The sequence below is a fragment of the Paracraurococcus lichenis genome (assembly GCF_030657435.1).
GTDB classification, from domain to species: Bacteria; Pseudomonadota; Alphaproteobacteria; order Acetobacterales; family Acetobacteraceae; genus Paracraurococcus; species Paracraurococcus lichenis.
The window spans coordinates 119,368-133,150 of sequence record NZ_JAUTWS010000001.1; the positions used below are offsets into that span (position 1 = coordinate 119,368).

Sequence of the window (13,783 nt, forward strand, 5' to 3'; positions counted from 1 at the left end):
CTATTCCGCCGCGACCGTGGCGCGCCGCCGCCGGGCGCGCTGCACACGCTCCCGCAGCCGCTCCAGCCCCAGATAGATCACCGGCGTGGTATAGAGGGTGATCACCTGGCTCAGCAGCAGGCCGCCGACCACCGAGACGCCGAGCGGGTTGCGGAGCTCGGAGCCCGTGCCGCTCTCGATCATCAGCGGCAGCGCGCCGAGCAGCGCCGCCAGCGTCGTCATCATGATGGGCCGGAAGCGCAGCAGGCAGGCTTCCTCGATCGCCTCGCGCGCGTCGCGGCCATGGTCGCGCTGCGCCTCCAGCGCGAAGTCGATCATCATGATGGCGTTCTTCTTCACGATGCCCATCAGCAGCACGATGCCGATGAGCCCCACCACCGAGAGGTCCATCCCGAAGAGCCGCAGCGCCAGCAGCGCGCCGATGCCGGCCGAGGGCAGGGTGGAGAGGATGGTGATGGGGTGGATCAGGCTCTCGTAGAGGACGCCGAGCACGATGTAGATGACGATGACGGCGGCGAGGATCAGCCAGGGCTCGCCCTCGAGCGAGCGCTGGAACTCGGCGGCATCGCCCGAGAAGCTGCCGGCGATGGTCTCGGGCAGGCCGATCTCGGATTCGGCCGCGCGGATGGCCGCGACCGCGTCGCCGAGCGCGGCGCCGGGCGCGAGGTCGAAGCCGAGGGTGACGGCCGGGAACTGGCTCTGCTTGGTCACCACCAGCGGGCCGGCGGCGCGGCCGATGGCGGCGATCTCCGACAGCGGCACCTGCGGCGTGCCGGTGGGGGCGGAGACCGGGGTGCCCTGGGCCGTCGCCGCTTGGCCGGCGGTCGCCGGCACGCGCAGCATGCCGATCATCTGCGGGTCGTCGCGCAGCGCCGGCGTCGCCTCCAGCACCACGCGGTACTGGTTGGACTGGGTGTAGATGGTGCTGATCTGCCGCTGGCCGAAGGCGTCGTAGAGGATGTCGTCGACGCCCTGCATGGTCACGCCGAGCCGCCCGGCCTTGTCGCGGTCCACATCCACCGTCACCCGCAGCCCGCCCTCCCGCTGGTCGGAGGAGACGTCGCGCAGCATCGGCAGCTCGCGCAGCCGGCGCTCCAGCACCGGCGCCCAGCGGGAGAGCTCGACCGGGTCCGGGTCCATCAGCGTGTACTGGTAGGCGGTGGCGGCCGGGCGGGCGCCGATCTGGATATCCTGCACCGGCTGCAGGTGGACGGTGACGCCGGCCAGCGCATCCAGCCGCGGCTGCAGCCGGGCGATGACCTCGGCGGCATTCGCCGCCCGCTCCTCGCGCGGACGGAGCACGGCGGTGATGCGGCCGGTGTTCTGCGCCGGGTTCACCAGCCCGGCCCCGACCACGGAACTCACCGCCGTCACGTCCGGATCGGCCTGGATCGCCTCGCCGACCATGCGCTGCAGGGTGGACATGCGGGTGAAGGAGGCATCCTCCGGCCCCTCCACCGTCGCCAGGATCAGGCCGGTATCCTGCGAGGGCAGGAAGCCCTTCGGCACCACGACATAGAGCCAGACGGTGCCCGCCAAGGTTGCCAACGCCACCAGCAGCATCAGCCCCTCGCGCCGCAGCGCCCAGTCGAGGCTCCGGCCATAGGCATCGCGCATGCCGTCCAGCACCCGCTCCGTCAGCCGGGCGAGGCGGCCGGGCCGGTCCGTCTCCTGCGGCCGCAGCAGCCGGCCGCACATCATGGGCGTCAGCGTCAGCGAGACGAACATGGAGACGACGACGCAGATCGTCAGCACCAGGGCGAATTCCTGGAACAGCCGCCCGACCACGCCCGGCATGAAGAGCAGCGGGATGAAGACCGCGACCAGCGAGACCGTCAGCGAGACGACGGTGAAGCCGATCTGCGCCGCGCCCTCATAGGCCGCGGCCAGCGGCCGCTTCCCCTGCTCGATCAGTCGGACGATGTTCTCGACCATGACGATGACGTCGTCCACGACGAAGCCGGTGGCGATGGTCAGCGCCATGAGCGAGAGGTTGTCGAGCGAGAAGCCGCAGAGCGCCATCACCCCGAAGGTGCCGATGATCGACAGCGGCAGGGCGACAGCCGGGACCAGCGTGGCGCGGCCGCTGCGCAGGAAGACGAAGATCACCGCCACCACCAGCGCCACCGCCAGTACCAGGGTGAACTGCACGTCGTGGACCGAGGCGCGGATGGTCGCGGTGCGGTCGGCGACGATGGTCAGCTTCGCCCCGCGCGGCAGGGCGCGCTCGAGCTGGTCGACCTGCCGGCGGACATCCTCGACCGTCGCCACGATATTGGCGCCGGGCTGGCGCTGCACGTCGATCAGGACAGCCGGGCGGCCGTTGTGCCAGGCGGCGTTGAGGGTGTTCTCCAGGTCCTGGACCACGTCGCCGATGTCGGAGACGCGGACCGGCGCGCCGTTCCGCCAGGTGATGATGAGGCCGGCGAACTCCTCCGGGCTGCGGATCTGGTCGTTCGCCATGACAGTGGAGGCCTGGCGCGGCCCGTCCACCACGCCCTTCGGCGTATTGACGTTGCCGGCGGCGATGGCGGTGCGGACATCCTCGAGCGAGAGGCCATAGGCCGCGAGCCGCACCGGATCCACCTGCACCCGCACCGAGGGCCGCATGGTCCCCTGCACCAGCACGCGGCCGACGCCCGAAACCTGGCTCAGCCGCTGCGCCAGCAGCGTGTCGGCGGCGTCCGACAGGCGCCAGATCGGCAGCGTGTCGCTGGTCAGCGCGAAGGTGATGATCGGCGGGTCGGCCGGGTTCACCTTCGCATAGGTCGGCGGATAGGGCAGGTTGTTCGGCAATGTGCCGCGCGCCGCATCGATCGCCGCCTGCACGTCCTGCGCCGCGTCGTCGATGTCCCGCCCCAGGTTGAACTGCAGGGTGATGCGGGAGGTGCCGGGCCCGCTGGTCGAGACGATGTCGGTCAGCCCGCCGATTTGCGCCAATTGCCGCTCGAGCGAGGCGGTCAGCAGCAGCGCCACCGTCTCCGGCGAGGCGCCGGGCAGCGTCGTCGTCACCTCGATGGTCGGGAAATCCACTTCCGGCAGGGCGGAGACCGGCAGGCGCAGATAGCCGAAGAGGCCCGAGAGCAGCACCGCCACCGCCAGCAGGAGGGTGGCGATGGGGCGGGCGATAAAGGGCGCCGAGACGCCGCGGAAGCGCGAGGAGGGCCCGGGCGCCGGGCCGCCCGCGGAGCCGTCGGCAGCCGGGCTCATGGCCTCGCATCCGCGGCCTGGCGCGGCCGCGTGCGGCGCTCGCCCGGCGCCGGGCCGGGGGCGGGCGCGCCTTCCTCGTTCACCAGGACATGCGCGCCGGGGCTGAGGCGGAGCGCGCCGGAGGTGACCACGCGGTCTCCGGGCTGCAGCCCCTGCCGCACCACCGCATCGCCCGGCGTCAGGGCGCCGAGGCGGAGCGGGCGCTGCTCCACCGTGCGGTCGGGCTTGAGGAGGAAGGCATAGGGCCCGTCCGGCCCGCGCTGCACGGCCACCAGCGGCACCGTGGTGACGCCGGGCAGGCGGTCCACCTCCATCCGCACATTGACGAAGGCGCCGGGCCAGAGCCGGAAATCGTCATTGGCGAAGGAGGCCTTGAGGCGGATCGTGCCGGTCTGCGCATCCACCGCGTTGTCGAGGGTCAGCAGCTCGCCCTCCGCCCGGACGGCGGTCTCCCCGGCGCGGACCACCTGCACCGGCACCGGCCCGCGCGCCATGGCGTCCTGCACCCGGGGCAGCTCCTGCTGCGGCAGGGTGAAGACCACCGCGATGGGCTGGAGCTGCGAGACGGTGACGATGCCGGTCGCGTCGCCGGCGCGGACGATGTTGCCCTGGTCCACCAGGCGCAGGCCGACGCGGCCGTCGATCGGCGAGCGGATGGTGGTGAAGGAGAGCTGGGTGCGCGCGGCATCGATCGCGCCCTGGTCGGCCTGCACCTGCGCCTCGTACTGCGCGACCTGGGCGCGCTGGGTGTCCTGCTGCTGCTTCGAGACGCCTTGGTTCTGCGCGAGGGAGGTGTAGCGCTGCAGGTCCAGCCGGGCATTGGCCAGCAGCGCCTCGTCCTGCGCCTTCTTGGCGACCGCCTGGTCCAGCGCCGCCTGGTAGCTGCGCGGGTCGATGCGGGCGAGGACATCGCCCTTCTTCACCATCTGCCCCTCGCGGAAGGCGATCTCGAGGAGCTGGCCGTCCACCTGCGCCCGGACGGTGATGGTATTGAAGGCCTGCACCGTGCCGATGGCATCCAGTCGGATCGGCAGGTCCTGCCGCTGCGCCGCGGCGACGGTCACCGGCACCGGCCCGCCGCGGCCCGGGCGGCCGCCGGTCGCCTCGGCCTCCACGGGCTTCGCCTGGTGGTGCTGCCACCAGGTCCAGGCGCCGCCGCCCGCGCCGCCGAGCAGCGCGAGGAGAAGGAATGTCAGGAGCAGGCGGCGCATGGGTGGGATGGAGACCTTTCGGGCGAACGGTTCAGATACGCCTCCGCCCCGCCAATCCCATACGCCGATCGCGTGACGAAGCGTGTCACGCGGGCGTGCCCCAGCCGCCGCCGAGCGCCCGGAACAGCCCGACCGCGGCCTGCAGCCGCGCGAGCCTTGCCTGCGCCAGGGTATTGCGGGCGGAGAAGAGGGTCTGCTGGGTGTTCAGCAGGGTGATGAGGTCGATGGTGCCGGCGCCGAGCTGCGCCTCGGAGATGGCGTAGGACCGCTCGGCCATGCGGACGGCATTGGCCTGCAGCGCCTCCTGCTCGGTGGTCTGGCGGAGCGCGACCAGGGCGTTCTCGGTATCCACCAGGGCATTGAGGATGGCGAAGCGGTAGGTCTGCAGCAGCTCCTCCGCCTGGGCCTCCCGCAACTGGACCTGGCCGCGCAGCGCGCCGCCGCGGAAGATCGGCTGGGCGATGCCGGCGGCCAGGCTGAAGACCAGGGATTCCGGCCGGGTCAGCGTCTCGAGCGCGAGGCTGGTCCAGCCGCCGGAGCCGGTCAGGGTGACGGAGGGCAGGAGCTGCGCCCGGGCGGTGACGATATTGGCATTGGCGGCGGCCAGCGTCGCCTCGGCGTTGAGCACGTCGGGACGGCGGGCCAGCACCTCGGCCGGCAGGCCGGGCGTCACCGGCGGCACGGTGATCCGGTTGAAGGTCCCGCCCTGCAGCACGATCCGCTCCGGCGGCAGCGCGACCAGCGTGCCGAGCGAGTTGCGGTTGGTCTCGACCTCCTGCACCAGCGGCGGGATCAGCGCCTGCTGCTGCGCCGCCACCGCCTCCTGCTGCGCCAGTTCCAGGCCGGTGCCGGTGCCGACCGAGACGCGGTCGCGGATGACCCGCAGCACGCGCTGGGCGATCTCCAGGTTCTGCCGCTGCAGCGCCAGCCGGTCCTGCGCGCCGAGCAGGGCGAAATAGGTATTGGCGACGCTGGCCTGGGTGGTCAGGGTCACGGTGCCGACATCGAAGCGATTGGCGAAGGCGGCCTGCTGCGCGGCCTCGGTGGCGGCGCGGTTCTTGCCCCAGAAGTCGATCTCGTAGCTCGCCGAGAGCTGCAGCCGGTCGGCCGCGGTCACGCGGACGCGCCGGTTGACGAGGCCGGTGATGCTGGCGGTGTTCACGCTGCCGGTCTGCTGCCGCGTGGCCTGGCCGGTCAGGTCCACCGTCGGCAGCAGGGTGGCGCCGTTGATACGTACCTGCGCATCGGCCTGGCGGACGCGGGCGACGGCGGCGGCGATGTCGGTATTGGCCTCCAGCGCACGGGCCATCAGCGCGTCGAGCTCCGCCGAGCCGAAGCCGCGCCACCAGCCCGGGTCGGGCCATTGCACCGGGGCGCCAGAGTCGATGGCGGCCAGCCGCTGCGGCAGGTCGATGCCGGAGGTGGTGGCGGGCGGCGTCAGCCAGGAGCAGGCGGGCAGCAGCGCGGCGGTGGCGACCAGCGCCGCCCTGCGGCCGAAGGCATGGGGCATGGGAGTCCTAACGGTCGTGGCGGCGCGCGGCGGCGATCTGCGCCCGGCCGGCCGGCGAGACGGCCTCCAGCGCCTGGACCATGGTCCCGGCGAAGGCGGCGTTGAAGTCGGACCAGCGGGCCGACCAGTCCCCGAGGGCGCCGCGCAGCGCCTCCGGGTCGAAGGGGTCGCGCGCGATCGCCGCGTCCACCGCCCGGCCGGCGGCGCGCATGGCGGCGAGCTCGGCGGCGTAGCGGTCCCGCTCCCCCTCGATGACGGCGCGGAAGCGGGGGCGGTCCGTGGCAGGCAGGGTCGCCTCGATGCGGCCGACCAGGCGGTCGAGGCCACGGCCGCGATGCTCCGCCCCGGCCGGGCGCCACCAGAGCTGGCCGCCGAGCACGAGGTTGAGCGCGAGCGAGGCACCGAGCGCCGCGGCGAGCAGGGTGCGGCCGGAAGGCCAGAAGGTCAGAGCGGGTCCTCCAGGATGGGCAGCGTCTGCAGCGGCGCCAGCGGGTCGCCGACCGCCGGCGCCGCCGAGAAGCCGAGCCAGAGCGCGCAGGTGGCGAGCGCGGCGAGCGCGCCCCAGCCGGCCGGCGCCGCCGGGCGCAGCCGGTCCAGCAGCCTCGCCCAGGGCGTGGCCGGCGCCGGCAGCGGGGTGCGGGCGATCTCCCGCGCGACGGCGGCGCGCAGCCGGGCGACCGCCTCCGGCGCCGGGTGGGGCAGGGCGGCGGCGAGGCCGGCATCGAGCCGCTGCGCCTCCGCCAGCCGCGCGCGCGCCGCCGGCGAGCCGGCGAGCAGCGCGGCCGCGGCAGGGCGCATGGCGGCGGGCCAGCGCTCCGGCCGCGGGCCATGGGTGTCCAGCAGGCGGGCGAAGCGGCCCGGGGACAGGGATCGCGTCATGCGGTGAGGATCCTCCTCAGCATCAGCCGGGCACGGCGCAGCAGGCCTTCCAGTGCGCGTTCCGAGACATCGAGGGCGGCGGCAGCCTCGGCGCCGCTCAACCCCTCCTCATAGGCCAGGGCGATGGCCGCCCGCTGCCGGGCCGGCAGTTGCGCCAGGGCGGCGGCGAGCGCCGCGCGGTCCTCGGCGGCGGCGGCGGCTGCCTCCGGGCCCGGCCCCGGATCGGCCAGGGCGAGCAGCGCCGCCCCGCCGGCCTCGGGCGCCGCGGCGCGGCGGCGGGTGCGGTCGATGGCGAGGTTCAGCACGATCCGGTGCAGCCAGGTGGTGAACTGCGCCCGGGCCGGGTCGAAGCCGGCGGCGGCCTGCCAGGCGCGGAGGAAGGCCTCCTGCGCCACCTCCTCCGCCTCGGCCGGGTCGTGCAGCACCCGGAGCGCGATGCGCAGCGCCCGCTCGCCATGGCGCTCCACCAGCACGCCGAAGGCGGCGCGGTCGCCGGCGGCGGCCCAGCGCATGAGCGTGGCATCGCTGGCCTCGCCGCGCACCATCAGCCCGGCCGGCCGGTCGGGCGGGGGCGCGGCGGCAGCGCGCGGCAGGCGGGGCTGGGCGAGCAGGATCGGCATCGGGTTTCGGCGGGTGTTACGCCCCGGCCGGGGCAAACCCACGCGCGATCCATGCGACGAAACGCAACCCGGCGCCTCAAGGCGCCGGGAAGAGCGCGTCCGTCCGTCCCATCAGCCAATAGGCGAGCAGCCCGACCCACTCCCGGGTCCCCCATTCGAATTCCTGCAGCCGGACCGGGAAGGCGGTCTCCAGCCAGGAGGCGATGCCATGTCCGGTCCGGTAATTCACCGGCCAGGCGATGACTTGCCAGCCCGCCTTGCGGAAGACGCCCATGCTGCGCGGCATGTGGCTCGCGGAGGTGACCAGCAGCCAGGTCTCGCCGGGTTGCGGCCGCACGAGGCGGAGGGTGTTCACCGCGTTCTCGTGCGTGTTCCGCGATTCCGTCTCGAAGCGCATGCGCTCCTCCGGCACGCCGAGGTCGCGCCAGAGGCGCCGGGCGACATCGGCCTCGCTGAGCGCGCCCGGGACCAGGCTGGCGGAGCCGCCGGTGAAGACCAGCCGCGCCTCCGGGTGACGGCGGAGCAGGGCGACCGGCTCGACCATCCGCTCCGCGGCGCCGTTCAGGGCGGGCAGGCCGCGTTCCTCGAAGAGGCGCTGCTCCACCGCGCCGCCGAGCACGACGATGCCGTCGATATGGGCTGGCTCCGCGGCAGGGCGGGGGAAACGGTCCTCGAGCGGCAATTCGACCCAGGCATTGAGCGGCAGCAGGGCCAGCAGGGCGAGGAAGCCGAGGCCGGCAAGGGCCGGCCAGCGGCCCCAGCGCCGCCCGCCCCAGAGGGCGGCGAGGCCGATGAGGCCGAGCAGGATGGCGGCGGTGCCCGGGCGCAGCGGCCACCAGAGGATCTTCGAGAGGACGAAGAGCAGGTCCTGCATGCCGGCTAGAGCTCCAGGATCCGGCCCGGCGCGATGCGGCCGCGCGCCCAGTCGGCCAGCGCCAGCAGGTTGCCGCGGAACCGCCCGAAGCGGTCCGCCCAGGGCTCCGGCCAGGGCGAGAGGGCGGCATTCTTCAGCGTGTGCCGCAGCAGGCTCGGCAGCGCATGCGACCAGGGATAGGTGCCCTTGCGCGCGAGATAGACGGAGTTCGCCACCTGGCTGTAGCCGAGCCGTCGCCCCGGCGTCCGGCCGAGCTTGGTGCCGAGATGCACCCCGCGCGCCCCGGCCAGCCGCAGGATCGCGCCATGCCGGCCGAGCGCCCGGGTGAAGTCGAGATCCTCGTACCAGGCATAGAGCGGCAGCGCCTCGTCCACCCGGATGCCCTCGGCCCGCACCACCGCCATCCGCACCGCCATGTTGCAGCCATAGCCGTTGAAATGCGGCAGGGCGGCCAGCGGGTCGCCCGCGTAGCGGTCCCGCGCCAGGATCGCCCGGCCTTCCGCCGGCGAATAGCCCGGGGCATTGGCGCCGTCCGCCAGCACCGTCCCGGTGGTCACCACGCAGTCCGGCCGCGCCGCGAAGACGGCCTCGGTCACCCGGCAATAGTCCGGCGCGGGCAGGAAATCGTCGTCGAGGAAGAGCACCAGGTCGCAGTCGGCGGCGGCCTCCAGGATGGCGTTGCGCTGCCGCGGCAGCCCGGCCGGGGCGGCGAGGTACTCGATGCCCGGCCGCCTCTCGCCGACATCCTCCGGCGTCACGTGGCAGACGATGATCCGGTCCGGCGGGCGGGTCTGGTGGTCCAGTTCGGCCAGCGTCTCGGCCAGGATGGCGGCGCGGCCGCGCGTGGCGATGCCGATGGCGAGGCGCATCGTCAGGCCTCCGCCAGCGCCGGCAGCGGCAGGCCCGCCGCCGCATCGCGTGCCAGGAAGCCCTCCAGCCGCCCGCGCAGCGTCGCGGCATAGTAGCGCGCCGCCAGCAGCCGGAAGCGCAGCAGGGAGAGCGCGATGCCGCCGAGCGGGCGGACCATGAAGGGCAGCCAGACGCCGGCCGGCGCCGCATGCCGCCGCAGCACGAAGCCCATGCCGCGGCCATAGAGGGCGGCGCGCTCCACCGCGACCGGCGTCAGCCGCTTGTCGGGATGCACGACCTGCTGCGCCGGGTCGTAGCGCGCGGCATGCCCGGCCGCGATCGCCCGCAGCACGAGGTCGTTGCCCTCCGCCGAGCCGAGCGGCGTGCCGGGGCCGAGCCGCTCGTCGAAGCCGCCGAGGGCGAGCGCCACCTCCCGCCGGAGGAAGAGGTTGAACTCGATCACGCTGGTCCAGACATTGCCCGCATCGATCAGCCCCGCCTCCCTCCGCCAGCGCCCGGAGCCGAGTCCGCCCTCGGGCGAGGCCGCGGGCCCCGTCAGGATGGCCAGCGCCGGGTCGGCCGCGAAGGCGGCGACAACGCGCGCCAGCAGCCCGGGCGGGAGGATGCAGTCGTCGTCGGGAAAGCCGACGAGGTCGCCGCGCGCCAGGGCGAGGCCCAGGTTCCGCGCGTGATTGGCATGCGCCCGCGCGGTCCGCCGCCAGGTCAGCGCCAGCCGGTCCCGCCAGGCGGCGATGACGGGCGCCAGCCGGTCATCGGCATTCTGGTCCACCACGATGACCTCGAGCCCCGCCGCGCCCTGCGCCGCGAGGCTCTCGAACAGCGCCCCGACCTCGCGGTCGCGGCCGCGGGTGGCGACGATCAGGCTGACGCGCATGCCGCCTCGCGCGCTGCCAGCAGCGCCTCGACATGGGCGCGGAACCTCTCCCGGAAGGCCGCGGCGGAGAAGCGCAGCGCATTCTCCCGGCAGGCCTCCGGCCGGATCATGGGGGCCAGCGCCTCGAAGCGCCGCACCGCCTCCATGACCGAGGCCGCGCTCTGCTCGGGGAAGAGCACGCCCGTGTCCGGCCGCACGATGTCGCGCGCGCCGCCCCGGCCGAAGGCGATCAGCGGCGTGCCGCAGGCCTGCGCCTCCACCATGCCGATGCCGAAATCCTCCTCCGCCGCATGGAGGAAGGCGCGGGCGGTGCGGATGAGCTGCACCAGCTCCGCCTGCGGCACCCGGCCGCGGAAGACGATGTTGGGCGCGCCCGCCGCCGCTTCCCGCGCCTGTGCCAGCCCCGGCCCGTCGCCGCAGATGACGAGCCGCCGCTCCGGCATGGCACGGAAGGCCTCCGCCACCAGTTCCACGCGCTTGTAGGGCACCATGCGGGTGGCGATGAGGTAGTGGTCCTCCCGCGCCGCGCCGAGGGTGAAGCGCTCCACATCCACCGGCGGGTGGATGACGGTCGAGGGGCGGCGCCAGACCTTCTCGATCCGCTCGGCGATGTAGCGGCTGTTGGCGACGATGGCATCGACCCGGTCGGCGGTGGCGTGGTCCCAGAGCCGCATCCGGTGGAAGAGCCAGCGGGTGTAGAGCGACATCGGGCCGCGCTCGAGCCCGGCCTGCCGGAGGTACTGGTGCTGCAGGTCCCAGGCATAGCGCATCGGGCTGTGCACGTAGCTGACATGGAGCTGCCCCGGCCCGGTGATGACGCCCTTCGCCACCGCGTGGTTGGAGGACAGCACGAGGTCGTAGGCCGAGAGGTCGAATTGCTCGACCGCCAGCGGCATCAGCGACAGGTACTTGCGGAATTGCGTGCGCGCGAAGGGCAGGCGCTGGATGAAGCTGGTGCGGACCTGCCGGCCGCCGAGGAAGCCGCGCTCGGCCTCCGGCAGCACGTCGCAGACCGCGTGCAGCTCGGCCTCCGGCCAGATCCGCAGCATCTGCTCGACGACGCGCTCGGAGCCGGCATAGCTCTCCAGCCATTCATGGACGATGGCGACCTTCACGTCTGGCATTCCTCGGGGAGCAGGGCGAGCAGGGCCTCGGCCGCCGCGCGCCAGGTGTAGCGGGCGGCGCGCGCCAGGCCGCGGGCGCGCAGGCTGCCGGACAGGCCGTCCTCCTCCAGCAGGCGGGTCAGCATCGCCGGCAGGCGGCGCGGCCCGTCCTGGTCGAACCACAGCGCCGCATCGCCGCAGACCTCCGGCACCGCGCCGGCGGCGGCGGCGATCACCGGGCAGCCGCAGGCCATGGCTTCGACCGGCGGCAGGCCGAAGCCCTCGTAGCGCGAGGGGAAGAGCAGCGCGATCGCCGATTCGTAGAGCGCGCGCAGCTCGGCATCGCTCACCCGGCCAAGCGCCGCCACGGCCTGCCCGGCCGCGGCGCCGAGGCCGTTCCCCTGGCGGAACACCGCCGTGTCGGCCGCGCCCACGACCGCGAGGCGGCAGCCGCGCGCGGCGAGCAGGCCGGCGCAGTCCGCGAGCGCCGCGAGGTTCTTGTGCGCCGCCGGGTTGCCGACCACGAGCGCGTAGCGGCCCGGCGCCAGCCCATGCCTTTGCAGCAGGCCGGCATCGGCGGGGGCGCGCAGGATGTGCTCCGCCCCCTCCGGCATGACGCCGATCCGCGCGGGGTCGAGCCGCAGGTGATGCGCGATCCGGCCGCGCGAGAACTCGGAGACGGTGACGATCCGCGCCCCGACCCGCGGCAGCGCCCGGTGGAGGGTCCGGTACCAGGCGCGGAAGGCGGTCGAGTAGCTCTCCGGCGTGTCGAAGGCGCCGGCATCATGGATCACCACCGCCTGGTGCCGCCCGGCGGCGAGCGGCGCGGTATTGCCGAGGTTGAGCAGCAGGCTGCCGCGGGCGCGCAGCGGCAGTTCGGCTTGCTCCCAGGCCTGGCCGCGGAGGATGGAGGCGCGGTCCTCCGCCAGATGCGCGAAGGGCGAGGGCGGGCCGCCGGCGGGGCGGAGCAGCCGCGCGCCGGGCAGTTGTCCGGCCCCGGCCATGGCATCCAGCGCGCGCGTCACCTCGAGCGCGAAGCGCTGCACGCCCGTCACCCGCTGGGACAGGAAGCGGCCATTGACGGCGATCGGCATCAGGGCCGGCCTGCGGCCCGCAGCAGCCCGCCGGGGTGGCGGAGCGCGCCGCGCAGCATGCCGCGCTCCGCCGACTCCAGCGCCTGCAGCGCGAGCCAGGCGAAGGCGAGCAGCGCGGCGAGGCCGGCGGCGAGCATGGCGGCATGGCCCGGCATGGCGGGCATGACGGCGAGCCCGATCCCCGCCGCGGCCAGGGGCGGCCGCAGGCGCCGCACCGCCCCGGCCGCATCCGGATAGAGCCGCGCCGCCAGCCAGAGCTTGCCGAGGCAGTCGGCGGCGCAGCGCAGGGTCCAGGCGACCGCCGCGCCCTCGATCCCCTGCCAGAGCAGGAGCAGGGCGGCCAGCGGCAGGTAGAGCACCGCCTGCAGCAGGGCGAAGCGCGCCGTCGCGTCCGGCCGGCCGATGGCGTCGAGGAAGGCGCCCGGCACGAAGGCGAGGCAGGAGAAGAAGATGCCGACGCCGAGGATCCGCAGCACCATCCCCCCGCCCGCGGCGAAATCGGGGCCGAGCCAGAGGCCGAGGATCTCCCGCCCGCCACCCGCCAGCACGAGGGCGATGGGCAGCACCAGGCCCATGACCATCAGCGCCCCGCGGCGGAGCAGCGCTGCGGTCTGCCGCGGCAGGGTGGCATAGGCGGAGGCGAAGGCCGGCAGCAGCGTCTGCGCCACCGCGACCGGCACCATCCAGACCCGGATCACCAGGTCGAGCGGCGTCGCATACCAGGCGACGGCGGCCAGCGAGAGCAGGGCGCCGATCAGGAAGCGGTCGGCATAGAGCAGCGCCTGGGTCAGCACGCCGGAGAAGGTCATCCAGCCGCCCATGCGCAGCAGCGGATAGACCAGCGGCAGGCGCAGCGGGGTGGCGAGCACCCGGCGGACCAGGGGGCGGAGCAGCAGCAGGTAGGAGAGGGTATTGGCCAGCCGCACCGCGACCAGGACCAGCATGACGGCCGTCAGGTCGTCCCAGACCAGCAGGATCAGCACCGGGCCCAGGTAGTAGAAGAGGTTGACCGGGATGTTGACCAGGTTGGCCGCGCGGAAGCGCTGATAGGCCGCGAGCACGCCCCAGAGCGCGGCGTTCAGCACCACCAGCGGCGCCGCCGCGGCGAGGACGCGCATGCCCGCGATCGCCTGCGGCTGCAGCGCCGGCGGGACGCTCAGCAGCCGCTCGACCAGCAGCGGCACGCCGAGCCAGAGCAGGACCGCGAGGAGGAGGCTCAAGGCCGCGAGGACGCTGAGCGCGGCGCCCACCAGCCCCGCAGCCTCCTCGCCGCGCCCGGCGCCGATCCGCTCCGACAGGGCGCGGGTCAGGGCCTGGCCGACGCCGAGGTCGAAGACGCCGAAGACGCCGACCATGGCGAGGGCGAGGGTGAAGAGGCCCCAGCGCTCGACGCCGAGCTGATGGACGAGGATGGGGGTGAGAAGGAGGGCGAGGAGGAGCGGCAGGCCGCGGCCGGCCGCGTTCCAGGCAACCCCGGCGACCATCGTGCGCGCCCGGGTGCGGGATTCGGGATGGTCCATGCGAACCTTTCGGGAGAG

The 13,783-nt window shown here is 74.2% G+C and carries 12 protein-coding genes; all 12 read right to left on the reverse strand.

Going from position 1 to position 13,783, the window contains the following annotated elements; all coding sequences use genetic code 11:
- The 12 genes from Q7A36_RS00545 to Q7A36_RS00600 all read right to left on the reverse strand — a co-directional run bounded on the left by Q7A36_RS00545 (position 1) and on the right by Q7A36_RS00600 (position 13,765).
- Positions 1 to 3,210 (reverse strand): efflux RND transporter permease subunit, encoded by a 3,210-nt coding sequence (locus Q7A36_RS00545; protein WP_305101682.1) that lies wholly within the window; start codon positions 3,208 to 3,210, stop codon positions 1 to 3.
- Entirely contained in the window at positions 3,207 to 4,421 is a 1,215-nt protein-coding gene (locus Q7A36_RS00550; RefSeq protein ID WP_305101683.1) for an efflux RND transporter periplasmic adaptor subunit, read from the reverse strand. Before Q7A36_RS00550 ends, Q7A36_RS00545 begins: the two co-directional genes overlap by 4 nt.
- Positions 4,422 to 4,506: 85 nt before the next feature.
- Positions 4,507 to 5,931 (reverse strand): efflux transporter outer membrane subunit, encoded by a 1,425-nt coding sequence (locus tag Q7A36_RS00555; protein ID WP_305101684.1) that lies wholly within the window; start codon positions 5,929 to 5,931, stop codon positions 4,507 to 4,509.
- Positions 5,932 to 5,938: 7 nt separating this feature from the next.
- Entirely contained in the window at positions 5,939 to 6,469 is a 531-nt protein-coding gene (locus Q7A36_RS00560; RefSeq protein ID WP_370655623.1) for a periplasmic heavy metal sensor, read from the reverse strand.
- Positions 6,376 to 6,810 (reverse strand): hypothetical protein, encoded by a 435-nt coding sequence (locus Q7A36_RS00565; protein WP_305101685.1) that lies wholly within the window; start codon positions 6,808 to 6,810, stop codon positions 6,376 to 6,378. The genes Q7A36_RS00560 and Q7A36_RS00565 overlap by 94 nt, the downstream gene beginning before the upstream one ends.
- Positions 6,807 to 7,430 (reverse strand): sigma-70 family RNA polymerase sigma factor, encoded by a 624-nt coding sequence (locus tag Q7A36_RS00570; protein ID WP_305101686.1) that lies wholly within the window; start codon positions 7,428 to 7,430, stop codon positions 6,807 to 6,809. Before Q7A36_RS00570 ends, Q7A36_RS00565 begins: the two co-directional genes overlap by 4 nt.
- A 76-nt stretch (positions 7,431 to 7,506) precedes the next feature.
- A complete protein-coding gene (locus Q7A36_RS00575) occupies positions 7,507 to 8,304 on the reverse strand; it encodes a YdcF family protein (RefSeq protein ID WP_305101687.1) in 798 nt (265 codons plus the stop codon).
- A 5-nt stretch (positions 8,305 to 8,309) separates the two neighbouring features.
- Positions 8,310 to 9,173, reverse strand: a complete 864-nt coding sequence (locus tag Q7A36_RS00580) for a glycosyltransferase family 2 protein (RefSeq protein WP_305101688.1) — start codon at positions 9,171 to 9,173, stop codon at positions 8,310 to 8,312.
- 2 nt (positions 9,174 to 9,175) lie between these two features.
- On the reverse strand, positions 9,176 to 10,048 hold the full coding sequence (locus Q7A36_RS00585; protein ID WP_305101689.1) for a glycosyltransferase family 2 protein: 873 nt from the start codon (positions 10,046 to 10,048) through the stop codon (positions 9,176 to 9,178).
- Positions 10,033 to 11,172, reverse strand: coding sequence for a glycosyltransferase (locus Q7A36_RS00590; protein ID WP_305101690.1), 1,140 nt, complete (start codon positions 11,170 to 11,172; stop codon positions 10,033 to 10,035). The genes Q7A36_RS00585 and Q7A36_RS00590 overlap by 16 nt, the downstream gene beginning before the upstream one ends.
- Complete coding sequence (locus Q7A36_RS00595) at positions 11,160 to 12,245, reverse strand: glycosyltransferase family 4 protein (protein WP_305101691.1); 1,086 nt, start codon at positions 12,243 to 12,245, stop codon at positions 11,160 to 11,162. The genes Q7A36_RS00590 and Q7A36_RS00595 overlap by 13 nt, the downstream gene beginning before the upstream one ends.
- A complete protein-coding gene (locus tag Q7A36_RS00600) occupies positions 12,245 to 13,765 on the reverse strand; it encodes a flippase (RefSeq protein WP_305101692.1) in 1,521 nt (506 codons plus the stop codon). Before Q7A36_RS00600 ends, Q7A36_RS00595 begins: the two co-directional genes overlap by 1 nt.
- Positions 13,766 to 13,783 lie beyond the last annotated feature (18 nt).

Excerpts from the sequence above, each read along its gene's own strand:
- Q7A36_RS00545 (WP_305101682.1), bottom strand. The coding sequence starts at position 3,210 with ATGAGCCCGGCTGCCGACGGCTCCGCGGGCGGCCCGGCGCCCGGGCCC.
- Q7A36_RS00550 (WP_305101683.1), bottom strand. The coding sequence starts at position 4,421 with ATGCGCCGCCTGCTCCTGACATTCCTTCTCCTCGCGCTGCTCGGCGGC.
- Q7A36_RS00555 (WP_305101684.1), bottom strand. The coding sequence starts at position 5,931 with ATGCCCCATGCCTTCGGCCGCAGGGCGGCGCTGGTCGCCACCGCCGCG.
- Q7A36_RS00565 (WP_305101685.1), bottom strand. The coding sequence starts at position 6,810 with ATGACGCGATCCCTGTCCCCGGGCCGCTTCGCCCGCCTGCTGGACACC.
- Q7A36_RS00570 (WP_305101686.1), bottom strand. The coding sequence starts at position 7,430 with ATGCCGATCCTGCTCGCCCAGCCCCGCCTGCCGCGCGCTGCCGCCGCG.
- Q7A36_RS00575 (WP_305101687.1), bottom strand. The coding sequence starts at position 8,304 with ATGCAGGACCTGCTCTTCGTCCTCTCGAAGATCCTCTGGTGGCCGCTG.
- Q7A36_RS00580 (WP_305101688.1), bottom strand. The coding sequence starts at position 9,173 with ATGCGCCTCGCCATCGGCATCGCCACGCGCGGCCGCGCCGCCATCCTG.
- Q7A36_RS00585 (WP_305101689.1), bottom strand. The coding sequence starts at position 10,048 with ATGCGCGTCAGCCTGATCGTCGCCACCCGCGGCCGCGACCGCGAGGTC.
- Q7A36_RS00590 (WP_305101690.1), bottom strand. The coding sequence starts at position 11,172 with ATGCCAGACGTGAAGGTCGCCATCGTCCATGAATGGCTGGAGAGCTAT.
- Q7A36_RS00595 (WP_305101691.1), bottom strand. The coding sequence starts at position 12,245 with ATGCCGATCGCCGTCAATGGCCGCTTCCTGTCCCAGCGGGTGACGGGC.
- Q7A36_RS00600 (WP_305101692.1), bottom strand. The coding sequence starts at position 13,765 with ATGGACCATCCCGAATCCCGCACCCGGGCGCGCACGATGGTCGCCGGG.